Annotated in this window: 21 protein-coding genes; 13 read left to right on the forward strand and 8 right to left on the reverse strand. The window is 54.0% G+C overall.

The features are described 5' to 3' along the window. Position 1 precedes the first annotated feature (1 nt). Positions 2-1,804 carry a hypothetical protein gene (locus J0X12_RS01445; protein ID WP_207041260.1) on the reverse strand — a complete coding sequence of 601 codons (1,803 nt, stop codon included), beginning with the start codon at positions 1,802-1,804 and terminating at the stop codon, positions 2-4. A 328-nt stretch (positions 1,805-2,132) separates the two neighbouring features. Here J0X12_RS01445 and J0X12_RS01450 point away from each other — a divergent pair, with 328 nt between their 5' ends. From J0X12_RS01450 to J0X12_RS01465, 4 genes are read left to right on the forward strand one after another with little or no spacing between them, the layout of a single operon-like run. Continuing rightward, entirely contained in the window at positions 2,133-2,735 is a 603-nt protein-coding gene (locus J0X12_RS01450) for a shikimate kinase (RefSeq protein ID WP_207041263.1), read from the forward strand. Beyond that, positions 2,732-3,871, forward strand: coding sequence for a 3-dehydroquinate synthase (gene aroB / locus J0X12_RS01455; protein ID WP_207041264.1), 1,140 nt, complete (start codon positions 2,732-2,734; stop codon positions 3,869-3,871). The genes J0X12_RS01450 and aroB overlap by 4 nt, the downstream gene beginning before the upstream one ends. Positions 3,872-3,879: 8 nt before the next feature. Beyond that, on the forward strand, positions 3,880-5,172 hold the full coding sequence (locus J0X12_RS01460; protein ID WP_207041266.1) for an HlyC/CorC family transporter: 1,293 nt from the start codon (positions 3,880-3,882) through the stop codon (positions 5,170-5,172). Positions 5,173-5,210: 38 nt separating this feature from the next. Beyond that, on the forward strand, positions 5,211-6,086 hold the full coding sequence (locus J0X12_RS01465; protein ID WP_207041268.1) for an AEC family transporter: 876 nt from the start codon (positions 5,211-5,213) through the stop codon (positions 6,084-6,086). Positions 6,087-6,091: 5 nt separating this feature from the next. On the opposite strand, the gene J0X12_RS17645 is transcribed toward J0X12_RS01465, so the two are convergent. Both J0X12_RS17645 and J0X12_RS01475 read right to left on the reverse strand, forming a co-directional pair. Then, positions 6,092-6,391 (reverse strand): ribbon-helix-helix domain-containing protein, encoded by a 300-nt coding sequence (locus J0X12_RS17645; RefSeq protein WP_353890925.1) that lies wholly within the window; start codon positions 6,389-6,391, stop codon positions 6,092-6,094. Positions 6,392-6,488: 97 nt separating this feature from the next. Next, on the reverse strand, positions 6,489-6,746 hold the full coding sequence (locus J0X12_RS01475) for a BolA family protein (protein WP_207041272.1): 258 nt from the start codon (positions 6,744-6,746) through the stop codon (positions 6,489-6,491). 221 nt (positions 6,747-6,967) lie between these two features. Between J0X12_RS01475 and J0X12_RS01480 the strand changes: the two genes are divergently transcribed. From J0X12_RS01480 to cobT, 3 genes are read left to right on the forward strand one after another with little or no spacing between them, the layout of a single operon-like run. Continuing rightward, positions 6,968-7,558: a J domain-containing protein gene (locus J0X12_RS01480; protein WP_207041274.1), complete on the forward strand. Its 591-nt coding sequence runs from the start codon at positions 6,968-6,970 to the stop codon at positions 7,556-7,558. 49 nt (positions 7,559-7,607) lie between these two features. Next, positions 7,608-8,609 carry a cobaltochelatase subunit CobS gene (gene cobS / locus J0X12_RS01485; protein ID WP_207041276.1) on the forward strand — a complete coding sequence of 334 codons (1,002 nt, stop codon included), beginning with the start codon at positions 7,608-7,610 and terminating at the stop codon, positions 8,607-8,609. An 8-nt stretch (positions 8,610-8,617) separates the two neighbouring features. Beyond that, on the forward strand, positions 8,618-10,486 hold the full coding sequence (gene cobT, locus J0X12_RS01490) for a cobaltochelatase subunit CobT (RefSeq protein WP_207041286.1): 1,869 nt from the start codon (positions 8,618-8,620) through the stop codon (positions 10,484-10,486). A gap of 141 nt (positions 10,487-10,627) precedes the next feature. Here the strand turns inward: cobT and rpmB are convergent, their stop codons facing one another. Then, positions 10,628-10,915 carry a 50S ribosomal protein L28 gene (gene rpmB, locus J0X12_RS01495; RefSeq protein ID WP_207041288.1) on the reverse strand — a complete coding sequence of 96 codons (288 nt, stop codon included), beginning with the start codon at positions 10,913-10,915 and terminating at the stop codon, positions 10,628-10,630. A gap of 111 nt (positions 10,916-11,026) precedes the next feature. After that, positions 11,027-12,019, reverse strand: a complete 993-nt coding sequence (meaB, locus tag J0X12_RS01500) for a methylmalonyl Co-A mutase-associated GTPase MeaB (protein WP_207041289.1) — start codon at positions 12,017-12,019, stop codon at positions 11,027-11,029. A gap of 110 nt (positions 12,020-12,129) precedes the next feature. On the opposite strand from meaB, the gene J0X12_RS01505 reads away from it, so the two are divergent. After that, the gene (locus tag J0X12_RS01505) at positions 12,130-13,134 is read left to right on the forward strand and encodes a proline racemase family protein (RefSeq protein ID WP_207041291.1); all 1,005 of its coding nucleotides are present in this window, start codon (positions 12,130-12,132) and stop codon (positions 13,132-13,134) included. 8 nt (positions 13,135-13,142) lie between these two features. After that, positions 13,143-13,556 (forward strand): cytidine deaminase, encoded by a 414-nt coding sequence (gene cdd, locus J0X12_RS01510; protein ID WP_207041293.1) that lies wholly within the window; start codon positions 13,143-13,145, stop codon positions 13,554-13,556. Position 13,557: 1 nt separating this feature from the next. On the opposite strand, the gene queF is transcribed toward cdd, so the two are convergent. The 3 genes from queF to scpA form a co-directional block, all read right to left on the reverse strand. Continuing rightward, positions 13,558-14,022, reverse strand: coding sequence for a preQ(1) synthase (gene queF, locus J0X12_RS01515; RefSeq protein ID WP_207041295.1), 465 nt, complete (start codon positions 14,020-14,022; stop codon positions 13,558-13,560). Next, on the reverse strand, positions 14,023-15,057 hold the full coding sequence (locus J0X12_RS01520) for a histone deacetylase family protein (protein ID WP_207041298.1): 1,035 nt from the start codon (positions 15,055-15,057) through the stop codon (positions 14,023-14,025). Between the two features lie 61 nt (positions 15,058-15,118). After that, entirely contained in the window at positions 15,119-17,269 is a 2,151-nt protein-coding gene (scpA, locus tag J0X12_RS01525; RefSeq protein ID WP_207041300.1) for a methylmalonyl-CoA mutase, read from the reverse strand. Positions 17,270-17,601: 332 nt separating this feature from the next. On the opposite strand from scpA, the gene J0X12_RS01530 reads away from it, so the two are divergent. From J0X12_RS01530 to J0X12_RS01545, 4 genes are read left to right on the forward strand one after another with little or no spacing between them, the layout of a single operon-like run. Continuing rightward, a complete protein-coding gene (locus tag J0X12_RS01530; RefSeq protein WP_207041301.1) occupies positions 17,602-20,550 on the forward strand; it encodes a helicase-related protein in 2,949 nt (982 codons plus the stop codon). Between the two features lie 3 nt (positions 20,551-20,553). Beyond that, entirely contained in the window at positions 20,554-20,964 is a 411-nt protein-coding gene (locus J0X12_RS01535) for an RNA-binding S4 domain-containing protein (RefSeq protein WP_207041304.1), read from the forward strand. Positions 20,965-20,991: 27 nt separating this feature from the next. Further along, positions 20,992-21,483, forward strand: coding sequence for a hypothetical protein (locus J0X12_RS01540; RefSeq protein ID WP_207041306.1), 492 nt, complete (start codon positions 20,992-20,994; stop codon positions 21,481-21,483). 5 nt (positions 21,484-21,488) lie between these two features. Then, positions 21,489-22,178 carry a fumarylacetoacetate hydrolase family protein gene (locus J0X12_RS01545; RefSeq protein ID WP_207041308.1) on the forward strand — a complete coding sequence of 230 codons (690 nt, stop codon included), beginning with the start codon at positions 21,489-21,491 and terminating at the stop codon, positions 22,176-22,178. The last annotated feature ends 85 nt before the right edge of the window (positions 22,179-22,263 follow it).

The raw sequence follows: 22,263 nt of genomic DNA on the forward strand, positions 1-22,263 counted from the left end.
CTTAAAGGTTCCGCGATACGGCGGCCTCTAGTGCGAGTTGCCGGGCCTCTGTCTCGAGCCCGATTGTCTTCAGCGCCTTGAGAACCTCGATCAATGTCCCGGTTGACATTTTGCCAGGTCCTTCCGCGCCGACAGCCGCAAGTGCCAGAGCCACCGTTTCACCCACCCGGCCTGCCTCAGCGGCTATCTTGAGGTTCTTCTCAATCACCAAGTTGGAAAAACCAGACCTCGGCATCTGGCCTGCGGCAAGCGCAGCAGCCCAGAGGTCGGTTGAGACCGGCTCTCCGAAAGCGTCGAGAGCAGCCAGATACAGGCCTGCATTTTCCCCGGAATCAACATTATCGCCGTGATCAAAGTCCGCTGCGTTGAAATTGGCTGCATTCCAGCGCGCGATGCCGGATACTCCCGAAATAAGCATATAGGCGTCCGCGCGGGCAATAAATTTTCGCGCCGATTCACGTGCTTCAAAATCTCCCCGAAGCGCCCCCCTGCGGACAGCCCGTTCCCAGAGGGCGGCGATTGCATCTTCCTTCTCAAGCAAGGAGTGACGCAGCGCATCCAGTTCAAACACATCTCCATATTCTGATGCGGTCATGCCTGATAGAAGCGGCATGGAAAGGCTGGAAGTTGCGAAATAAGAACCGTCGCGCGCTCCCGCCGCCCATAGCTCTCCAAGCAAATTGGCCTTCTCTTCCTCGTCGTTCGACCCTAAAGCCTCTCGATAAAGATTTGCAATCTGCCCAAGATCAGGTTTTTCTTCCGCCCCTTCCTGAAAGGCTCCTTCATTGATCAGGCGGCGTGGCAGGATGGCCGGAATACTCCCGGCGGAGAGCGATTCATAAGCAGCGGTAAATCTTGCATTGATATCCGCCGCGTCATCCATCGCCACAGCCCAAAGATAGGCGTTCCCTGCCGTTTCCATCGAAGTCACTGGCAGCAGCACTTCCGCACGGCTCATCATAGCAAAATGCAACGCGGTGAGGGGCTGGCCATTCTCGGGAAGCGCGGCGCTGCCCCCTGCCAGCCGGTCATACAATGCAAAAAACAACGCATCATCCCCTGCTGCCTCGTCCAGGAGACTGACACCAATCTCCGCCCGTGCCATATTGCCTGCGACGATATTGCAAAAAACATCTGCCTTGGTCCAAAAATTGTCATTGGTTGCCGTCTTGGTGCGGTCCACAATTTTGCAGGCCTCTTCGTCTTGACCCTGAAACAGCAGTATTTCAGTCGCAATGCGGTTAAGCTCTGGTGTGATACTGGACGCAGGAATTCTGTTGACCAGGTCCGACGCATCCGTCACCAGCCCGGCAGCCATTAGCTTCTCTAAACGAAGCTTGATCAATTCCTTAGTCTCGCCCTGCCCTTGCGGAATAGCCGCCGCTGTCAACAGTAACCGGCGATAGAGCTTTTGCATCTGGGGGGATGCCTTCGAAACGGGCAAAATCTTTAACAGTGTCAGAACGCGCTCTTGTGACGTTCCTTGCCACATATCCGTTCCCAATCCGCCATTTGCCGTCGACAATGTGCCGATGGACGCCGGGTTTAAACCACCCAGCGACTGCACGACGACCGCCCCTTTAATGCGGTTTCCTTCCAGAACATTTTTTTGCGGCGCAGATGGAGCGGGGCTCGCCGTCGCAGGTCCCTTTTCAGTTTGTATGGCCGGCGCTGATTGACTGAGAGAAGGAACCAGATTTCTGGGTTTCTCCTGTGCTAAAGGGGTCGCAATCACTGCACCCAGGCCTGCGATTGCCAGGCTGATGCTGTAAAGAAGCCGTAACCTATTTGGGGAACTGGTCATTTGGAATAACCTTTTCAACTTTTACCGTCGGTGCAGGAATATCCCAGGCGGACAGAAAAACACCGCCGCCAATAACCACAGCGGCCACCAAAAAAAGCAGAAAAAGGGAAAACTTAGACATATTCGATCACAATATCCAAAATCAGGGCACCGAAAGTTAGTGCATGTTGGGCAAAACTGTTGCTATTTAAAGCATTAAACTGCGATTATGGTAAAAATTGGCTTTATTGATTAGCACGGTTCGGCGAAATACATCAATAACCTTACGAAAGATATTATGCCGCTAGGTTGAGCGGAGGAAACGCCTGACCGCTGAAAAAGTGATGGGATGAACAAGACACAAGTTGCCGAAGCGGGCACTGCCATTTCGGTTGATGATTTAGATACCAGAACCATAGTGCTGGTTGGGTTGATGGGTGCGGGCAAAAGTTCCATCGGGCGACGCCTGGCGGCGCAGCTTGGGTTGCCTTTCAAGGATGCCGATCATGAGATCGAGACAGCATCCAATCTCTCAGTATCGGAATTTTTCGACATTCACGGAGAGGCTGCCTTTCGTGACGGAGAACGCAAAGTCATCGCGCGCCTCTTGGACGAGCCCCGGCATGTCCTGGCAACGGGCGGCGGCGCCTTCATGGACCCGGAGACACGGGCCCTCATTGCTCGAAAAGGCTGTTCTATCTGGTTGCGTGCAGAACTAGATGTCATTTATAAGCGCTGCATGAAACGCAACAATCGTCCGCTCCTTAAAACAGGCAACCCAAAGACCATATTGAAAAACCTCATGGATGAGCGCTATCCGGTCTATGCGGAAGCGGATGTAACGGTCGATAGTGGCGACGGTCCGCATGAAATTGTCGTCGACAAGATAATTGCCGCGCTGGATGCCCTGAAACGCCCAACGTTGCCTCAAGATACTCAAGGTAAAAAATGACGTCCTTACCCCTAGAGCCCGCTCCTGCATTGTCCAGCGTTCAGGTCGCCCTGGGATCGCGTTCCTATGACATTCTCATTGGCGCAGACGTGATAGATAGCGCCGGGTCAGTCATACGGGACATTTTAAAAAACCCTCGTGTTGCAATTATCACGGACGATAATGTTGCAAAGCTCCACCTGAAACGCCTGCAGGCATCGCTTACCGACGCAGGAATAGAACACAGCGCCATCATTTTTCCGGCCGGCGAAAGCAGCAAGAGCATCGCGACATACGGCGACTTGATGAACCGCCTGCTGGACAGCCGTCTTCAGCGGGATGAGGCCTTGATAGCTCTTGGTGGCGGCGTTATTGGCGATCTTACTGGATTTGCGGCGGCCACCTTGCGCCGAGGCGTGGATTTCATACAGATACCAACCACCCTTCTGTCACAGGTGGATAGTTCCGTTGGTGGCAAAACCGGCATCAATGCGCCGCAGGGGAAAAACCTGATCGGCGCCTTCTATCAACCCCGAATGGTCCTCGCGGATATCTCCACCCTGGATACCCTGCCGCAACGCGAATTACTGGCTGGATATGCTGAAGTCGTGAAATACGGGCTTCTTGGCGACTATCAGTTTTTCGAATGGCTCGAAACGAACGGGAAAAAGGTGATAGATGGAGATGCCGCCGCGCGCATTTATGCGGTCGAGCAAAGTGTCAAAGCCAAGGCCCGCATTGTCGCCGAGGACGAGCGCGAGGGCGGGATCCGGGCGCTGCTTAATCTTGGTCATACTTTCGGGCATGCACTTGAGGCAGAAACCGGCTATGGCGCGCATCTCAATCATGGCGAAGCAGTTGCAATCGGCATGATAATGGCGACGGAACTCTCTGTCCGCCTTGGGATACTCGAATCGCAGGATAGCGGCCGTATCCGCGCCCATTTCAAGTCTGTCGGTTTGCCCGTTGCGGTTCCTGAAATCGCTGGCGTAAACTGGACAGCCGAAAACTTGCTTGCACATATGCGGCAAGACAAGAAAATCAGTGGCGGCAAAATCACTCTCATTCTGCTGAACGCCATTGGCGACGCTTTTAGTACAAATAATATCGATGAACCGGATATCCTGTCACTGCTTAAACAGGAACTACAGGAATAAAATAGGAAATGGAAACGGGTGAATCACATTTGGAACTGATCTTCCTGCCGCTCGCAATTTTTCTGCTATTACTGCTTTCTGCCTTCTTTTCGGGCTCGGAAACCGCATTGACGGGCGCGTCCCGCGCCCGGCTCCATCAGATGGAGCAATCTGGCAACCATCGGGCAGGACTTGTAAATCGCCTCCGGGACAAGCATACAAAGCTTATCAGCGCCATTCTGCTGGGCAATAACCTGGTCAACATCCTCGCCTCCGCGCTTGCCACCAGTATCTTCATTTCCCTGTTCGGGGATATTGGCGTCGCATACGCAACCATTGTCATGACAATCCTTGTTCTTGTCTTTGCAGAGGTTTTGCCAAAGACGGTCGCGCTCAGACGAACGATCCCGGTCGCCCTTTTTGTTGCGCCTGTTTTACGGCCGGCTGTCTTTCTCCTCTCGCCCGTGGTCCTAGGCATTAATTATATTGTCGACGTAACCTTAAGCATCATCGGCATCAAGGGATATGACAACGACGGCGACACGGTGACGGATGCCGCACAGGACGAACTGCGCGGCGCGATCGAACTGCATTCCGAAGATGCCGGGATCATCATGCATGAACGTTACATGCTGGACACAATTCTTGATATGGATGAAGTGGATCTCGAAGAGATCATGGTTCACCGCAAGAACGTGGAAATGGTCGACGCCGAGAAGCCGGTCCGTGAAATAATCGACCAGGTTCTCGGCAGCCCCTACACGAGGCTACCTCTTTGGAAAAGCAATCCGGAAAACATTATCGGAATTGTTCATGCGAAGGACCTTTTGCGCGCGCTTATCCCGCTTGACGGGGATTATGAAAAACTGGAAATAGAATCGATCGCACTTGAGCCCTGGTTCGTACCTGAAACCACAACCCTGCGCAGCCAGCTTACCGCCTTTCTGGAGCGCAAAAGCCATTTTGCCCTTGTCGTGGATGAATATGGCGCGCTCATGGGGCTTGTGACCCTTGAGGATATTCTCGAGGAAATCGTCGGCGATATTGCAGATGAACATGATCTCGCCGTGAGCGATGTCCGCCTGATGAAAGATGGCAGTATCATCACGAAGGGGGATGTAACCATCCGTGACCTCAACCGGCAACTCAACTGGGCTCTCCCCGATGAAGAGGCGGCGACAGTGGCCGGGCTGGTTATCCATGAGGCCCAGATTATACCAGAAATCAGCCAGGCCTTTATCTTCCATGGATATAAGTTTGAGATTCTCAAGAAAGAACATAACCAGATTACAGAACTTCGCGTTACCTCACTTGAGCTTTAGCTGTTGAGTGCGGATAACTAACCGGAAATTCAGCCTGCATGTTTGAAATTCTCCTCAATATCATCGCGCCGGTAGTTATCACCGCTGGAATAGGGTTTTTCTGGGCAAAGACCGGCCGATCTTTTCATACAGAGACAGTGACCGGGCTGGTGACGAATGTTGGCTCGCCGATGTTGATTTTCTCAACACTTGTCAAACTCGACATGGAACTCGGCGCTTTCCTCGAGTTTGCGATGTTCGCCGCATTTTCCGCCCTTGCCTTTTGTGTGATTGGCTTCATATCGCTGAAACTTTGCCGCCTGAATATCCGTGACTATCTTCCCGGCCTGATGTTCCCCAACACAGGCAATATGGGGCTGCCCCTTTGCCTATTTGCCTTTGGAGAAGCAGGTCTGGCCCTCGCCATTGCTGTTTTCACCGTCTTTTCCACGCTTCAGTTCACGGTCGGCGTTTGGCTTTCATCCGGCGCCGGTTCTCCTGGTCAGTTACTGAAGACGCCCCTTATTTATGCCGTAATAGTCGGCCTTGGGTTGAAGGCCCTTGCCTTTCCCGTGCCGCTCTGGATCATCAATACCACTGGGCTTATTGGCAGCCTGACCATTCCTTTGATGATTCTCGCCCTTGGGGTCAGTCTGGCGAGTCTTTCCGTGAACCACATCCGGTTGGCGACCGGCCTGTCATTCCTCCGGCTCGCCATGGGCTTTGGGGTCGGATACGGTCTCGCCGCCTTGTTCGGTTTGGAAGGAGTCGAGCGGGGCGTCCTCATTCTGGAATGCAGTATGCCCGTTGCCGTGTTCAACTATCTGTTCTCTCTTCGGTATGATCGTGCGCATAGCCATGTTGCGGGGATGGTGCTGATATCAACATTGCTCTCCTTTATCACCCTCCCCGCTCTTTTGCTTTACCTGCTTTAGAAAAATCAGGAGTCAAGTCTGTTGTTCTGGTTGCGATAATGGTCGAGGATCGCAGACCGAATTCGGGAAGTGCGGGAATGTTCGCAGCGTCGTTCATCCCTGTCTGCCTTACAGCAGAAATCATTGATCGACATGTTTTCCCGGGCGCAAATATCTCGCAGGGCCTCCCATTCAATTTTTTCCAGACGGATGCTGGTCCGGTGAGGCTGACCTGAGATCGGATCTATAACTGAAATATTTCGATTTACGAGGGTTTGGCTTATCTGTGTCACGTTAGGGCTCCCGTTGCTCTTATAAGTTGCCATTTTTTTTACTAAACTCTCAAAAAGAGCATATAAGGGCGTGACGACGAGGTTCAATAGTTTTTTCTAATGTTTTTACAGGATCAAAGAGCCCGCGACGCTAGGAGCGCACGGTAAGCGCCAACGCATGGATATCCGTTGCCAGTTCCTCCGAAAGGATTTCATAAACCGCGCGCTGGCTGGCAACACGAGACATGCCCTTGAACTTGTCTGCTGTTATTTCCACCCGAAAATGGCTCTCTCCCTCGGGGCGGGCGCCAGCATGACCCGCATGCAAATGCGATTCGTCGATAACGACCAGTCGGGAGGGGGAAAACGCTTCATTGAGCTTATGTTCTATGGTTGCTGCGACCGACATTGTGCCTGCTTTCTTTCCTGTCTTGCGTTAGCGCCTTTCCGACAATTTTATAGCAAATATTGTGGCAGCGCACCGACTGAATTTTGCTTTTTATGGTTTGCCTAACTTCCTGCCAGAATTATAAATGGCTGTTGCCCAATTAACGCCATGGCGACGTTAAAAACACCTCTTTTTTTGCGCCCAGCCTTGCTATGACACCAGGCAGCGACCATAATAATTTAATGTCGAAGAACAGAGAAATACCGCTTGGCGACGACGCGCCGGAACCGCTCCACAGGCAATGCGAACATGTGGATTGTTTCGAAGCGGGTGAATATCGCGCCCCGAAAGCGCGATTACTTGATCGAGGCAAACCCGCCGATTACCAGTGGTTTTGCCTCGCGCACATACGTGAATTCAACAAATCCTGGAATTTCTTTGCTGGCATGTCGGATGAAGAAATCCTTCGTTACAAGGATGAAGATATTACCGGCCATCGCCCGACATGGAAGCTGGGCGCCCGCACGGCGAGCCCACGAAAAGATTTCCGTTATGATGATCCATTCGATTTTCGTGATGACATGGACGCATCAGCAGAAGCTTCCGGCTCAACCCAGAATAACGGCAAAGTCGTGGTCGACCCAAAGGAGCGGGAGGCGCTTGCCATCCTTAACCTGCAACCCGGCAGCAGCCTGGAGCAGATCAAGCGCCGACATAAGGAACTTGCAAAAAAATACCACCCTGATATCCGTGGTGGAGACAAAACGGCTGAAGAAATATTAAAAAACATCAATCAGGCCTATACACATTTGCGATCTTGCGCTAACTCGTAGGCTTGCCCGTAAAATAAACACCACAAATTGTGACACGGAACTGCTATTTATGACGTCCTTAGAACTTGCTGGTGATGCGCCAGAAATAAAAATTGATCTGCCCGATACCAAGGTTTCGGTTCGGGAAGTGTTTAAAATTGACAGTGACCTGGAAGTCCCCGCCTTCAGCGTGGCGACAGAGCGCGTGCCCGATCTGGATCCGGCATATGTTTTCGATCACGACACGACACTCGCGATTTTGGCCGGCTTTGCCTTTAATCGCCGGGTTATGGTTCAGGGATATCACGGTACCGGTAAATCCACGCATATCGAGCAGGTTGCCGCGCGCCTTAACTGGCCCTGTGTCCGGATCAATCTCGACAGCCATATTTCCCGTATCGATCTGGTCGGCAAGGATGCCATTGTCTTGCGCGACGGCAAGCAAGTAACGGAGTTCCGCGAAGGTATTCTTCCCTGGGCACTACAGTCTCCAACCGCTATCGTGTTTGATGAATATGATGCCGGTCGTCCGGACGTCATGTTTGTGATCCAGCGAGTTCTGGAAGTTGAAGGCAAGCTGACCCTGCTCGATCAGAACAGGGTTATTCGGCCGCATCCAGCTTTCCGGATGTTTGCCACCACAAATACGGTTGGCCTTGGCGACACGACCGGCCTATATCATGGTACGCAGCAGTTGAACCAGGGCCAGATGGACCGCTGGAACATTGTCACGACGCTGAATTACCTGCCGGAAGCTATCGAAAACGAGATCGTTCTTGCGAAACTCCCGGGTTACGACAATGCAGAAGGTCAAAAGACCGTCCGCGCAATGATTGCCTGCGCGGAGCTTAGCCGGGCCGGATTTATTGCCGGCGATATCTCAACCGTCATGAGTCCGCGGACCGTGATAACCTGGGCGGAGAATGCGCAGATCTTTGGCGAGGTCGGCTTCGCCTTCCGCGTCACCTTCCTCAACAAATGCGATGAAATGGAACGGCCACTGGTTGCTGAATATTATCAACGCAGCTTTGGCGAGGAACTCCCCGAATCCGCTGCTAATATCGTTTCGTAAGCGGTCCCGTGGCCTTTATCAAAAATAAGGAGCCCGCAGCAGAGCCCTTCAAACGTGCCGTCACCGCCACCATGCGGGCGATGTCGCGTGAAAAGGAACTTGAGGTTGTCTATGGCAACGATGCGCCGGGAATGAGCGGTGATCGTGCGCGGCTGCCCAATCCGGCAAAAGACCTGCCTATCGAGGATGTCCGCCTTGTGCGGGGCCTCGCGGACAGTATTGCGCTCCGCAAGCGCTATCATGATGATGGCCTGCATGCGCGCTATGCCCCGGAAGGTGGTGACGCCAAGGCCGTTTTTGATGCAATTGAACAGGCTCGGGTGGAAGCCATCGGGGCAGGCCGGATGAAAGGGGTTGCCGATAATCTTTTCAACCGCCTTGACAGCCATTGCAAGGAAAGCGGCTTTGATCGGGTTTATGACAAGGCCGACGCCCCGATTTCTGAAGTTCTTGGACTTCTCGCGCGTGAAAAGCTGGCCAATATTCCGGTGCCGGAGAGTGCACGAAACATGGTCGATCTCTGGCGCAAGGAGATTGAGGAAAAAAGCGGCGATGACTTCGCCCAAATGCTTGACGCACTTGCGAGCCAAAAAGAGTTTGCCGCTGCCGCCCGGAAGCTGTTGAAGGATCTTGACCTTATCGACGATGCCGAAGGAGAGTTTTCCGATGAGGATGACAACGGCGACAGTGATGAGGGCGAACAGCAGCCTGATGCCGAAAGCAGCGGCTCGGAGAGCGATGACGAAGCCCAGGACGCCAGCGCCGCTGAAGATGCCGATACGCAGGAAGGAGCTGGCGAAGACGGGACGGATACCGAAGCCGGCGAAAGCGCCGACATGGAAGCGACAAGCACCGGGGAGGAAGCCGGTCGCGATAGTCGTCCCGTTTATCCTGACGATTTCCGCAATTCCCCTGAAGCCGCCGCGTACAAGGCCTATACCACTGAATTTGATGAAGTGATTCAGGCCGGAGATCTATGTGAGCCCGGTGAACTTGCCCGCCTGCGCCAGCAACTAGACCAGCAGCTAACCAATTTACATAGCCTGGTCAGCAAACTGGCCAACCGCCTGCAACGCAAGCTTCTTGCGCAGCAGAACCGCGCCTGGGAATTCGATCTGGAGGAAGGCATCCTGGATGCAGCCCGCCTGTCCCGCGTGGTTGTGGACCCTCAACTCCCGCTCTCCTTCAAGGTGGAACAGGATACTAACTTCCGCGATACGGTCGTGACATTGCTGATCGATAATTCGGGCTCCATGCGGGGACGGCCGATCTCTGTCGCGGCTATGTGCGCCGACGTTCTCGCCCGCACGCTCGAGCGGTGCTCGGTCAAAGTCGAGATTCTCGGATTCACGACCCGCGCCTGGAAAGGCGGCCAGTCGCGTGAAAAATGGCTGGAGCAGGGGAAGGAACCGAATCCCGGCCGACTTAATGACCTGCGTCATATAGTTTATAAATCAGCGGACTATCCCTATCGACGTGCGCGCCAGTCGCTTGGCCTGATGCTACGCGAAGGGCTGCTGAAAGAGAATATCGACGGAGAAGGCCTTCTTTGGGCGCATAGCCGCCTATTAGGCCGGCCAGAGCAGCGCCGCATCCTGATGGTGATTTCCGATGGGGCACCGGTGGATGACAGCACGCTTTCAGTCAATCCCGGCAATTACCTCGACAAGCATCTGCGTGAAGTGATCAAATGGATCGAGACGCGCTCACCTGTTGAATTGATTGCCATCGGTATTGGTCATGATGTCACGCGATATTATCAGCAAGCCGTCACGATCATCGACGCCGAGCAACTCGGGGGTGTTATGATGGAACAGCTTGCCGATCTGTTCGATGAACAAAAGCCAGCAAAACGCGGAAAAGCTGAGCGCTGGTAAGGCGCTCTATCCCTTGCGTGCCTTTTTCATGAATTCAAGACTGCACGACTAGGCAAGTTCCCTGCGCCTTTTAGAATCTCACATAAAAAAACGGGCGGAAAAATCCCACCCGTTTAATCCTGCCTGATCGTCAGATAAGATTTATGCGGAAGCTGTCGCTTTCTTGATTTCGCGTTTAACCCGCTGGGCCTGCAATGACAGATTAGTGTCACGCGCCTTCAGCAGGAACTTGTCAAGGCCGCCATTATGTTCAACGGAACGCAGTGCCGATGCCGAGACTTTCATATTGAAGGAACGGCCAAGCGCATCAGACATCAAGCGGACTTCCTGCACATTCGGCAGAAACCGGCGACGGGTTTTGTTATTGGCGTGGCTGACATTATTGCCGGCCTGAACACCTTTACCTGTCAATTCGCAACGACGTGCCATCTTGGACCTCTTTAACCAAATGAATAGATATGCCGGCGCAGAACGCCGGACGTGAGGACGCTATTTAAGGAATGGAGGCGCATCCGTCAAGCATATTAGGCTGATCCAGCACTATTTTTCCAAAAAGATTTCCAATAGCTTCTCTGCAGCGGTCGTCGGAGCAATTTGCGCCGTCTTTACATCGGCTTCCATCTGTTTGATGCGGGCTGCCACCGCCTTATGGGAGCGAAACCGCGTCATCAGGGAATCACCTAGTTCCGACCACATCCAGGCCACGGCCTGCTCACGGCGCTGTTCAGCCAGTTCGTCGTCGACACCGCGGGAATCGCGATACTTCCCGATAGTATCCCATAGCTTGTCGATCCCGGATTTATTCAGCGCGGAAACCATCAGGACTTTCGGCTTCCAGTTCTTGCTTTTTGGCCGCATCAGGCCAATCGCGCCCTTGTACTCGGCCGCCGCCCGCGCTGCTGCCGCTTTCAGGTCACCGTCAGCCTTGTTGATCACGACGACATCCGCTAGCTCCATCACACCGCGCTTGATGCCCTGCAATTCATCACCGCCCCCTGGCGCCAAAAGGAGCAGGAACACATCCACCATCTCCGCCACGGTAGTTTCCGACTGGCCAACGCCAACCGTCTCGATCAGGATAACGTCGAAGCCCGCAGCCTCTGTCAGCAGCATCGCCTCCCGCGTGCGCCGCGCGACACCACCAAGCGATCCGCCGGACGGCGACGGCCGGATAAAGGCGTTCGGGTCACGAACCAATTCTTCCATACGCGTTTTATCGCCCAGAATAGACCCCCCGCTCCTCTGGGAGGACGGGTCGACAGTAAGCACCGCAACCTTGTGACCGGCACCGGTCAAGAGCTTGCCAAAAGCCTCGATGAAAGTTGATTTGCCGACGCCTGGCGTGCCCGATATGCCAATCCGGATGGAGTTGCCCGTGTCCGGCAGAACGATATTCAGGAGCGCCTGCGCCGTTGCCCGGTGATCGCTCCGCACGGATTCCACAAGGGTAATCGCCCGTGCCAGCGTCCGGCGATCTCCTCGCCGCAATTTTTCGGCAATCCCCTCGGCATCCGCCGTTATTTTTTTACCCATTTCATTCATAGCCTTGGGTATGGGAAAATCCCGCGACTTCGTCAAGTCAATTGAAAGCACTATCGAAAATTAACGGAAGACCGTATTCTGGCGCAAAGAACGGAGCGACAATGATTAGCAGTATTCAGACAGTCGAAATGCATACCGGCGGGGAACCTCTCCGTATCATTACGGACGGCGTCCCGGTGCCGGAAGGGCGCACTCTTCTGGAAAAACGAGCCTATCTTCGCGATCATGCCGATCACTATCGCCGCTTCCTGATGTTTGAGCCGCGTGGCCACAAGGATATGTATGGCGCGCTTTTGGTGCCCCCGGATCATCCGGAGGCTGATCTCGCTGTTATTTTCATGCATAACGAGGGATATAGCACCATGTGCGGCCATGCGATCATGGCGCTTGGCCGCTATGCGCTGGATTACGGGCTAATCGTGAAGGAAGCGGAGGAGACGGCAGTTAATATTCAATGTCCCTGCGGCCTCGTGCGCGCATATGTTGCCACCGAAAATGGCGTAACTGGTGCAGTCCGATTTGAGAGCGTACCCTCCTTCGCTTATAAGCTAGGCCAGTTTGTCGAGACAGCGGATTATGGTCCGGTCGAGCTGGATATAGGATATGGGGGAGCCTTCTACGCCATTCTGAATGCGGCGACGTTAGGCCTAGAGGTGCGAACGGCCCGAACACGTGATCTTGTTGCTGCGGCGTCGCAAATATCAGCTGCGGTGAAGGCGCAAGTCCCGATTACACATCCGGAAGAAAAAGATCTCGGCTATTTATATGGCACCATTCTCACCGATGGCGGGATAGGCAAGGAAGATACACCCAGCGCGAACATCTGCGTCTTCGCTGATGAACAGGTAGACCGCAGCCCTACTGGATCGGGGGTCACCGCACGTATGGCGCTCGCGCGCGCGCGACAGGAGATTGGACCCGATGAGACCTGTCAGTTCGAGAGTGTGACTGGCGCTATTTTTACCGGAAAAATCGAAAGCGAAACAAAAGTGGATCCCTATAAGGCTGTGACGGTTGAAGTGGGAGGGCACGCCCATTATTCTGGCACCGCCGAGTTCACCTTCGAGGACGGCGATCCACTTGGCGGCGGATTTCTCCTGCGATAAATGTTGAAATGAAACGAGGAATCATGGACGAGATCAATCTGAAGGCCGAGGCAACCAAGGCGCTTGAAAAGGCGTACTCCCCTTATTCCAAATTCAAGGTGGGCGCCGCCGTACTAACGGAATCGGGCAATCTGTTCACCGGCTGTAATGTGGAGAATGTCTCCTATGGTCTTTCCATCTGCGCCGAACGCACAGCCATTACTCGCGCGGTGGCGAACGAGGGGCCCGGCATGAAACTCCGTGAAGTATATGTTGCCAACTGCAATGAACATGGGGTTTCCATCCCCTGCTCCCCCTGCGGGGCCTGCCGGCAGTTTATTGCGGAGTTTGCGACACCGGCGACACGGATTCATTATACAGGCGAAAACGGGGATGTTACGACGTCGATGAGTGACCTGCTTCCCGATGGGTTTACCTTCTAGCCTATCCGCGCCCGCGATAAGTTGACACCCCCTGATCGGGCAGCCAGACATCGTCAAGCGGCGCGCCCGTCTGCCAGAAAACATCGATCGGGATGCCCCCGCGCGGATACCAGTATCCCCCGATCCTGAGCCAGCGCGGTGCCAGAAGTTCGACAATGCGTTTTCCAATCATGACGGTGCAATCCTCATGAAAGGCACCGTGATTCCGAAAAGACGTCAGGAACAGCTTGAGAGATTTGGATTCCACAAGCCATTCATTCGGCACATAGTCAATCACCAGATGGGCAAAATCCGGCTGTCCGGTCATGGGACAAAGGGAGGTGAACTCCGGCGCAGTAAAACGAACAAGATAGTTTGCATCTGACTGCCCGTTGGGAACTCGCTCCAGCACAGCGTCTTCAGGACTTTTTGGTTGTCCTACCTCTTTGCCGAGTTGGGTCAGGCCGCTGACATCCGTTGTGCCCATTTACCGCGCTCCTTCAAATCCGGCGATGAAACTCGTAATATTCGCGCCAAGAAAATCTCGGTTATAGCCGCCTTCCTGTACCAGAACCGTCGGCAGGCCAAGGCGGGCAATACGCGCTGCGATCCGCCCGAAACCTTCCGTTGTGACGGAAAGGCCAATCAGAGGATCCCCTTCAAAGGCATCGAGTCCCAACGCGATAAAAAGAACATCTGGCGCGTACGCACGAAGTGCAGTCATAGCCTCCTCCAGGCGGCCAAGGAAGGCGTCGTCCGCACTCTCGGGTGCAAGTGGCAGGTTCAGGTTATAACCTTCTCCTGCGCCCGCTCCACGCTCATGTGCATAGCCGGAGAAGAAGGGATAAAAATCCGTCGGATCGCAATGTAGGGAGATTGTGTACACATCCGCGCGGTCATAGAAAATTCCCTGCGTGCCGTTGCCGTGGTGCACATCGACATCAAGGATTGCGACACGGTTCACTTTCCGGCGCGCATATTCGGCGGCAATAGCGATATTATTGAGAAAACAGAAACCGCCGGCCTGGTCCTTGAAGGCGTGGTGTCCTGGTGGGCGGCAAAGCGCATAGGCGGAGAGCTTGTCATCCAGATTGGACAGCACATAGTCCGTTGCCGTTAACGCAACATTGTTGGAGGCGACCGCCGCCTCCCATGTCGTCGGGCCTACGGGTGCGGAGATATCGGTGGTATAAAAACCAACCTCGCCAACGATCCCGCTCGGCATCGACGACATATGCCGCCCCGGGTGAATGTTAGGGAGCACTTCCTCGCCACCCATCTGCGCCGCCAACCATCGCGCATGTATGGTCTCGAGAAAATGAAGATAGCCCGGCGTATGCACCGCCGCCCGCGGGCTCGGACCAAAATCCGTCGGCGCGATAATTTCGTGCCCCGCGTCTTTCAGCCCCTTAACCAGCGCATCCGCCCGGCCCGGCACTTCCTGCGGCTCATGAAATGCCCCGCCCTTGAAATAGGTTTTTGGATCATGCTTGGCGTGATCTGGGCTAAAAATTATTTTCATGAATGGCTCCCTGCCCTGTTGTAATGACGTCTATATCATACAGCACCGGACAGGAAACAGGTCAAGCGGCCTTGCGTTTTTTCCGGATCAATTCGAGTACTTCCGCGGCGGCCTTCGGAATATTTGTTCCGGGACCGTAGATGGCGGCAACGCCGGCATCGTAAAGCGCGTCATAGTCCTGCGCCGGGATAACGCCGCCGCAGACAACAAGAATATCCTCTGCACCCTGCTTCTTAAGTTCGTCGATGATCTGCGGGACAAGTGTCTTGTGGCCTGCCGCCTGCGAGGAAATCCCGATGACATGGACATCACTCTCGATCGCGTCCTGTGCGGCTTCTGCCGGGGTCTGGAACAGCGGCCCGACATCCACGTCGAAGCCGATATCGGCGAACGCTGTCGCAATCACCTTGGCGCCGCGATCATGCCCGTCCTGCCCAAGCTTGACTACCAGCATACGCGGGCGTCGCCCTTCCTCACGAGTGAAAGCATCGATATCGTCGCTAATCTTCATAAAGCCCTCATCCCCCTCATAAGCTGCCCCATAAACTCCGGAAATGGAACGGATTTCCGCCCGATGCCGGGTGAAAACCTTTTCCATTGCATCAGAAATCTCGCCAACGGTTGCCCGCGCACGCGCAGCATTTACACAAAGCTCCAGAAGGTTTTCCGTACCTTCTGCACCTTTTGTCAGGGCGTCCAGCGCTGCTGTGCAGGCCGCGCTATCCCGCGTACTCCTGATTTTTTCAAGCCGCGCGACCTGCTGTCGGAGAACTTCCGTATTATCGACATCAAGAATTTCTATATTGCTGTCGTCCTTGTCGATCCGGTATTTATTAACCCCGACGATTACCTCTTCGCCGCGGTCAATGGCGGCTTGACGGCGGGCCGCGGATTCTTCAATCCGAAGCTTTGGCATCCCGCTTTCGACTGCTTTGGTCATGCCGCCCATTTCCTCGACTTCCTCTATCAGCTTCCAGGCTTCCGCCGCGATGGAGTTGGTCAGGCTTTCCACATAATAACTGCCGCCAAGCGGGTCGATCACATGTGGTATGCCGGTTTCCTCGGCGAGAATTAGCTGCGTGTTGCGGGCAATACGCGCGGAGAAATCCGTCGGCAGCGCAATTGCCTCATCAAGCGCATTTGTATGGAGGCTTTGTGTACCGCCAAGAACTGCCGCCATGGCCTCATAGGCAGTGCGGATAACATTGTTGTACGGGTCCTGCTCGGTGAGGCTAACGCCCGACGTCTGGCAATGGGTCCGTAGCATCAGGGAGCTCTGGTTCTTTGGCTCAAACTCCTTGATCATTTTCGCCCACAACATGCGCGCGGCGCGTAACTTGGCAATTTCCATGAAGAAATTCATGCCAATCGCGAAGAAGAAACTAAGACGCGGCGCAAAATCATCGATTTTTAAGCCCGATGCTATTGCGGCACGCGCATATTCCAACCCGTCGGCCAGGGTGAAGGCCAGCTCCTGTACCTGTGTCGCGCCGGCTTCCTGCATGTGATAGCCGGATATGGAAATGGAATTAAACCGCGGCATCTTGGCGGAGGTATACCCAATGATATCGCCTATGATGCGCATGCTCGGCGCCGGCGGATAGATGTAGGTGTTGCGGACCATAAATTCCTTCAGAATATCGTTCTGAATGGTGCCTGCAAGCTGTTCCGGCTTTACGCCCTGCTCTTCCGCGGCAACAATGTAATTTGCCAAAATCGGCAGGACCGCGCCATTCATGGTCATGGAAACCGACATCTGATCGAGCGGGATACTGTCGAACAGGATCTTCATATCCTCGACGCTGTCGATGGCCACACCGGCCTTGCCAACATCACCGACAACCCGCGGATGGTCCGAATCATACCCACGGTGAGTCGCGAGATCGAAGGCAACCGACAGGCCTTTCTGACCGGCGGCCAGGTTGCGTCGGTAAAAGGCATTGGATTCCTCAGCGGTCGAAAACCCGGCATACTGGCGGATTGTCCAGGGGCGGTTGGCATACATGGTGGCCCGAACCCCGCGCTGAAAAGGGGCGACACCTGGCAAGGCGCCATCCAGCTCCATCCCCTCCAGATCGGCGGCGGTGTAAAGCGGTTTGACAGTAATGCCTTCGGGCGTTTCCCAATTAAGTTCATCCAGCTTGCGGCCGCGAAGTTCCTTTTCCGCCAGCTTTTCCCAGTCCTGAAATGTTTGTTTTGGAAAATCGCCCATCTTTTCTTATCCTTTATATCCCGTCAAACAATACACCATGACCTAGTCGACGGCCAAATCTGGCCGCGAGCTATATCATAGAATTGCACAATTACCAAACGAGCGTTAGCTTTATGCGTTTTTGTACAATATTTGAAATGCCAGAATTAGATATTCTTTCTTCAATAATGCGAATTTCTGGCCCGAAGGCGAGATATTTCTGACATATTCCCTACATATAAAATAGAGTTTCGACGCAGCGGGGCACCAGATTTTCCTGTTCACGGCAGGACGGCTCCGTATAAATTAGTAGCGAGGGCATCCGGCACCTCTCCCAATCAACCAGGTTTGCAATGCGCTCCAACACCACTATCCCGTCAAACAGTTTCCAATCCGGACAGGTAACCGCGATACTCGGCCCTACCAACACCGGGAAAACGCATCTCGCGGTAGAGCGGATGATGGGACATGCTGACGGCGTCATCGGCCTTCCTTTGCGCTTGCTGGCGCGGGAAGTCTATGAGCGCGTTGTCGCCCAGAAAGGCGCCGCAAATGTCGCGCTTGTCACCGGTGAGGAAAAGATCATCCCGCCACAGGCTGCTTATTTTATCTGCACCGTAGAAGCCATGCCGCTTGATCGGGGATTTGAGTTTCTGGCGGTTGACGAGATTCAACTCGCGGAAGATCCGGAGCGCGGGCATATCTTTACGGACCGACTGCTGTATGCGCGGGGTCGACAGGAAACCTTGTTTTTAGGCGCGGAAACGATCCGGCCTTGGATCAAGCGGTTGATACCCGATGCGTCCTATGTATCCCGGCCACGGTTTTCGAAACTTGTCTATCGGGGCGCGAAAAAGATATCCCGACTGAGGCCGCGCACAGCAATTGTTGCCTTCTCGGCAAGTGATGTCTATGCCATCGCCGAACTTGTCCGACGCCAGCGCGGCGGGGCCGCCGTCGTTATGGGCAGCCTGTCTCCGCGCACCCGAAATGCCCAGGTCGAACTGTACCAGTCAGGCGACGTGGATTATCTCGTTGCGACGGATGCCATCGGTATGGGACTCAATATGGATATCGACCATGTCGCTTTTGCGGGAACCGTCAAATATGATGGCGCGCTGTCCCGTCGTCTGCTTCCCGCCGAGTTTGCCCAGATTGCCGGCCGTGCCGGTCGCCATATGAATAACGGCAGTTTTGGTACCACGGCCAATGTGGAACCCTTGGAAGATGAACTGATTGAAAGAATAGAAAGTCACAATTTTGACGCTGTTCGCCAGATAAGATGGCGCAATCTGGATCTCGATTTCACGACAACACGTGATCTTTTAAGATCACTTGAAACGCAACCCGGGATTGACGGGATGGTGTCGCCACGGGATCCCGATGACTATAATGCATTCAAGATGCTGATCAAGGATGAGGAGGTACGCCGTTATTCACAGTCGATGCCAGGGGTCCGTCAATTATGGCAAGTCTGCCAGGTGCCGGATTTTCGCAAGACGTTGCATGACGTTCATGTTCGCCTGCTTCGGGAAATATTCCTGCACCTACAAGGGCCAACCGGAAAGTTGCCCCCTGACTGGGTTGCGGGTCACCTTAAAAGTCTGGAAAAAATTGATGGTGATATTGACACACTTGCAACACGTATTGCCCATACGCGCACTTGGACGTATATTTCCCATGTTTCCGATTGGATGGATGATTATAAATACTGGCAGGAAACGGCGAGAACTATTGAAGATAAATTGTCAGACGCTCTGCATGAACGGCTGACGCAAAGATTTGTAGACAGACGCACCGCGATGTTGGTGCGAAAACTGAAAGACCGAAGTCAATTGGAAGCACAGATTAGCGAAACCGGGGAAGTCCACGTAGAGGGACATTTTCTGGGCACCCTCTCAGGTTTGAGATTTAACGCCGACACCAGCCTGAATAACACTGAAGCCAGAACGCTCCGAAATATCGGCAACAAGGCTGTTGCTGCTGAAATCGCAGCACGGGCCGCGCAGCTTTCGGCTGCGCAAGATGCCGACATTACTCTTGATCCGCAGGGCAAATTGATATGGCAGGACACGCCGGTAGCAAGTCTTGCCAGGGGTGATTCCGTGTTGAAGCCGCGCGTCCTGCTCCTGGCGAGTGAGCAATTGAATGGCAGCGCGCAGGATGCGGCATCCAAACGGCTAAGTGACTGGGTTTCAACACAGATCGAGGCTCGCTTGAAACCGCTTGTCCAACTCGAGACGCTACCGCTTACCGGTGCCGCCCGGGGGATCGCCTTTCAGGTCAGCGAAAATCTGGGCGCCATGCCCCGCTATAAACTTGGTGACCAGATTCGCCTGCTGGAAAAAAAGGATTACGGGCGCTTAAAATTCGGCGGTATTCGCGTTGGGTACGAACATGTCTTTATGCCAATCCTGCTGAAACCCGATCCAACGGCGCTTCGATGCCTGTTGTGGGCGATTTACCAGGAACGTTCTGAAATCCCTCCCGCTCCACCGGCCGGCCGGGTATCATTTGAAACGGACGGCAAGCTGCCCTGGACCTATTATCTGACAGCGGGTTATGCAGTTTTTGACAAGCTCGCTGTTCGCGTGGATATGCTGGACCGGCTTGCCGGACTGCTGCGCCGCGCCTCTCGCGGATTACTCGAGGAAGCGGCGCCAGCCAAGGAAAAACCGCAAGAGCCGGCCGTCGACACGCAGCCCGTTCAAGAAGAGGCTGTGGTCGATTCGGTTGCTGAACAGGGCGATAACGAAAAGCCGGAGGAAATTCCAGAGGTTAAAAAGACCGACGAGACATCTGCTCTTCCCGCGCCGGAAGAGGCCGCGAAAGAGGAACAAGCTGTTTCCGTGACATCCGAGGCAGCAGGAAATCAGTTAGATAAGGTGACAGAAGCGACAGCCGAAAATCCGGTTCCGGCGATCGAGCAGCCATCGGAAGAAAAACCCGCCGCGCCGGAAACCAAGGACCAGAAAAAGGACTTACCGCGCAATCTGCCGTTCAAGCCTACACATGAAATGCTCTCCCTCGTCGGAACCACACGGGAGCAATTCTCCCTTATTCTTGACAAGCTGGGCTATGTGGCTGAAGGGGAAGGCGACGAGTTGACCTATCGCCGGAAGTCTTTCAAAAAGAAAAAGAAAGGACCAAAGCCGGACCGTAAGGAGAGGCCACAGTCGACAGCTAAAGGTACCCAGAAGACTGGCAGCAAACGCCCGGTGCAAAAGCGGCCGCAGCCGAAGCAAAAGGAAATTGATCCGGATTCACCGTTTGCGATCTTAAAGACACTAGGTAAAAAATAACGCATGACAGACAGCGGAGGAACGGCAGCTACCACAATTCGTATCGATAAATGGTTGTGGTATGCGCGATTCTTCAAAAGCAGGTCTTTGGCGGCAAAGCTTGTTCAGTCCCGGAAGCTCCGCATCAATAGCGTGGTCACCTCTAAACCAAGTGCGACAGTCAAGGCGAAAGATGTCCTTACCTTCGCGCAGGGCCGAAATATTCGCGTGATCCGTATTCGCGATATCGGCACCCGCCGCGGGCCGGCACCGGAAGCACAGACCCTTTACGAAGACCTGGCGCCACCTGAAAAGAAAGCGCCGGAAACAGACCCTGCCAACTCCGCCGTCGCGCAAAGGGACAGCGGTGCCGGCAGGCCGACAAAGGCGGATCGACGAGCGCTTGACAAATTACGCTCAAACCTCGAGGAATGAGCCAGATTCTTCGTAAAGGAAACAACGGTGACACGCCAGAATAATATTGCTCAATACATTACAACCTGGAACGCGAACGGCACAGGCTACTTCAAGGTCGCGCGGGTCCTGCTAAACGAAACAGGAGATTCCCGCAAGCTGGAGGCCGAGGCGAAAAGAGCCGCCCGGAATATCGAGGCTGAAGTTATGTATGCCTGGGATCTTGGGACTCCTAAAAGCGACGCCTGGTGGCTCGGCTGGGGCGGCTTTGACCTGGAAGAAGACATTCCGTTCTTTGCCGCGATGGCCAAGGATGAAGCTCAGGAAAAGATCAAGACCTTTGACCCGAATGACAACGAGTTCGAGTGTGACAGCCTGGACGAGTATAAAGAAATGCTGTTCAACGCCTATGATGAGGAACTGACTGCGGCAGACCTCTCCCGCGGATTTGAAGAATGGTTCAAAGCACTCGATGAGGCTGCGCAGAAAACGTTGCTGAAAGATCTCAAGAGCTGGCAACAGAACGCAGAAGGAAAGTAACCCCGATGGCTTATGTGTTCACTCCGCCTGAAACCCCATCCGTATCCGTAGCCGGCACCGATCAACGCTTTCCGGTAAGGCGAATATTCTGCGTTGGCCGAAACTATGCGGAACATACCCGTGAAATGGGGGGAGACCCCGACCGAGAGCTTCCATTTTTCTTTACGAAGCCGGCCGACGCTATTGTTGAAAGCGGCGCGGAAATTTCCTTTCCCAAAGCGACAAATGATCTACATCACGAAGTCGAACTTGTGGTAGCGATTGGAAAAGAGGGTGAAAACATCCCTGTAAGTGACGCAAAGGAGCATATCTTCGGTTTCGCCGTCGGCATTGATCTTACACGCCGGGATTTACAGAAAATCGCCAAGGAGAAGGGACGGCCATGGGATAGTGGCAAAGCGTTCGATCAATCCGCCCCCTGCGGCGCGATTACGCCCGCCACTGAGATTAAAAATATCGAGAACGCGAAAATCCGGCTAACGGTAAATGACGACACACGTCAGTCCGCAACCATCTCTGACCTGATCTGGACGATTGATGAAGTGATTTCTGTCCTATCGGAATCGTTTATCCTGATGCCGGGCGACCTGATCTACACAGGGACACCGGCGGGCGTTGGCCCCCTTTCCATAGGCGATCATGTCCTCGGCCATGTTGAGGGTCTGGCGTCGATCGATATCAGGCTGACATCATAAATTTTCAGCGCCAACCTATAAAATATTTGACTAATCCCTGCGTCACGATACATGAGACAATAAAGAGAAAATCCGGCGGCTTCTA

This window comes from Sneathiella sedimenti (genome assembly GCF_017313765.1).
Lineage (GTDB): Bacteria > Pseudomonadota > Alphaproteobacteria > Sneathiellales > Sneathiellaceae > Sneathiella > Sneathiella sedimenti.

Coding starts and splice junctions, on each gene's coding strand:
- J0X12_RS01445 (WP_207041260.1), bottom strand. CDS start 1,804: ATGACCAGTTCCCCAAATAGGTTACGGCTTCTTTACAGCATCAGCCTG.
- J0X12_RS01450 (WP_207041263.1), top strand. CDS start 2,133: ATGAACAAGACACAAGTTGCCGAAGCGGGCACTGCCATTTCGGTTGAT.
- aroB (WP_207041264.1), top strand. CDS start 2,732: ATGACGTCCTTACCCCTAGAGCCCGCTCCTGCATTGTCCAGCGTTCAG.
- J0X12_RS01460 (WP_207041266.1), top strand. CDS start 3,880: ATGGAAACGGGTGAATCACATTTGGAACTGATCTTCCTGCCGCTCGCA.
- J0X12_RS01465 (WP_207041268.1), top strand. CDS start 5,211: ATGTTTGAAATTCTCCTCAATATCATCGCGCCGGTAGTTATCACCGCT.
- J0X12_RS17645 (WP_353890925.1), bottom strand. CDS start 6,391: ATGGCAACTTATAAGAGCAACGGGAGCCCTAACGTGACACAGATAAGC.
- J0X12_RS01475 (WP_207041272.1), bottom strand. CDS start 6,746: ATGTCGGTCGCAGCAACCATAGAACATAAGCTCAATGAAGCGTTTTCC.
- J0X12_RS01480 (WP_207041274.1), top strand. CDS start 6,968: ATGTCGAAGAACAGAGAAATACCGCTTGGCGACGACGCGCCGGAACCG.
- cobS (WP_207041276.1), top strand. CDS start 7,608: ATGACGTCCTTAGAACTTGCTGGTGATGCGCCAGAAATAAAAATTGAT.
- rpmB (WP_207041288.1), bottom strand. CDS start 10,915: ATGGCACGTCGTTGCGAATTGACAGGTAAAGGTGTTCAGGCCGGCAAT.
- meaB (WP_207041289.1), bottom strand. CDS start 12,019: ATGGGTAAAAAAATAACGGCGGATGCCGAGGGGATTGCCGAAAAATTG.
- J0X12_RS01505 (WP_207041291.1), top strand. CDS start 12,130: ATGATTAGCAGTATTCAGACAGTCGAAATGCATACCGGCGGGGAACCT.
- cdd (WP_207041293.1), top strand. CDS start 13,143: ATGAAACGAGGAATCATGGACGAGATCAATCTGAAGGCCGAGGCAACC.
- queF (WP_207041295.1), bottom strand. CDS start 14,022: ATGGGCACAACGGATGTCAGCGGCCTGACCCAACTCGGCAAAGAGGTA.
- J0X12_RS01520 (WP_207041298.1), bottom strand. CDS start 15,057: ATGAAAATAATTTTTAGCCCAGATCACGCCAAGCATGATCCAAAAACC.
- scpA (WP_207041300.1), bottom strand. CDS start 17,269: ATGGGCGATTTTCCAAAACAAACATTTCAGGACTGGGAAAAGCTGGCG.
- J0X12_RS01530 (WP_207041301.1), top strand. CDS start 17,602: ATGCGCTCCAACACCACTATCCCGTCAAACAGTTTCCAATCCGGACAG.
- J0X12_RS01535 (WP_207041304.1), top strand. CDS start 20,554: ATGACAGACAGCGGAGGAACGGCAGCTACCACAATTCGTATCGATAAA.
- J0X12_RS01545 (WP_207041308.1), top strand. CDS start 21,489: ATGGCTTATGTGTTCACTCCGCCTGAAACCCCATCCGTATCCGTAGCC.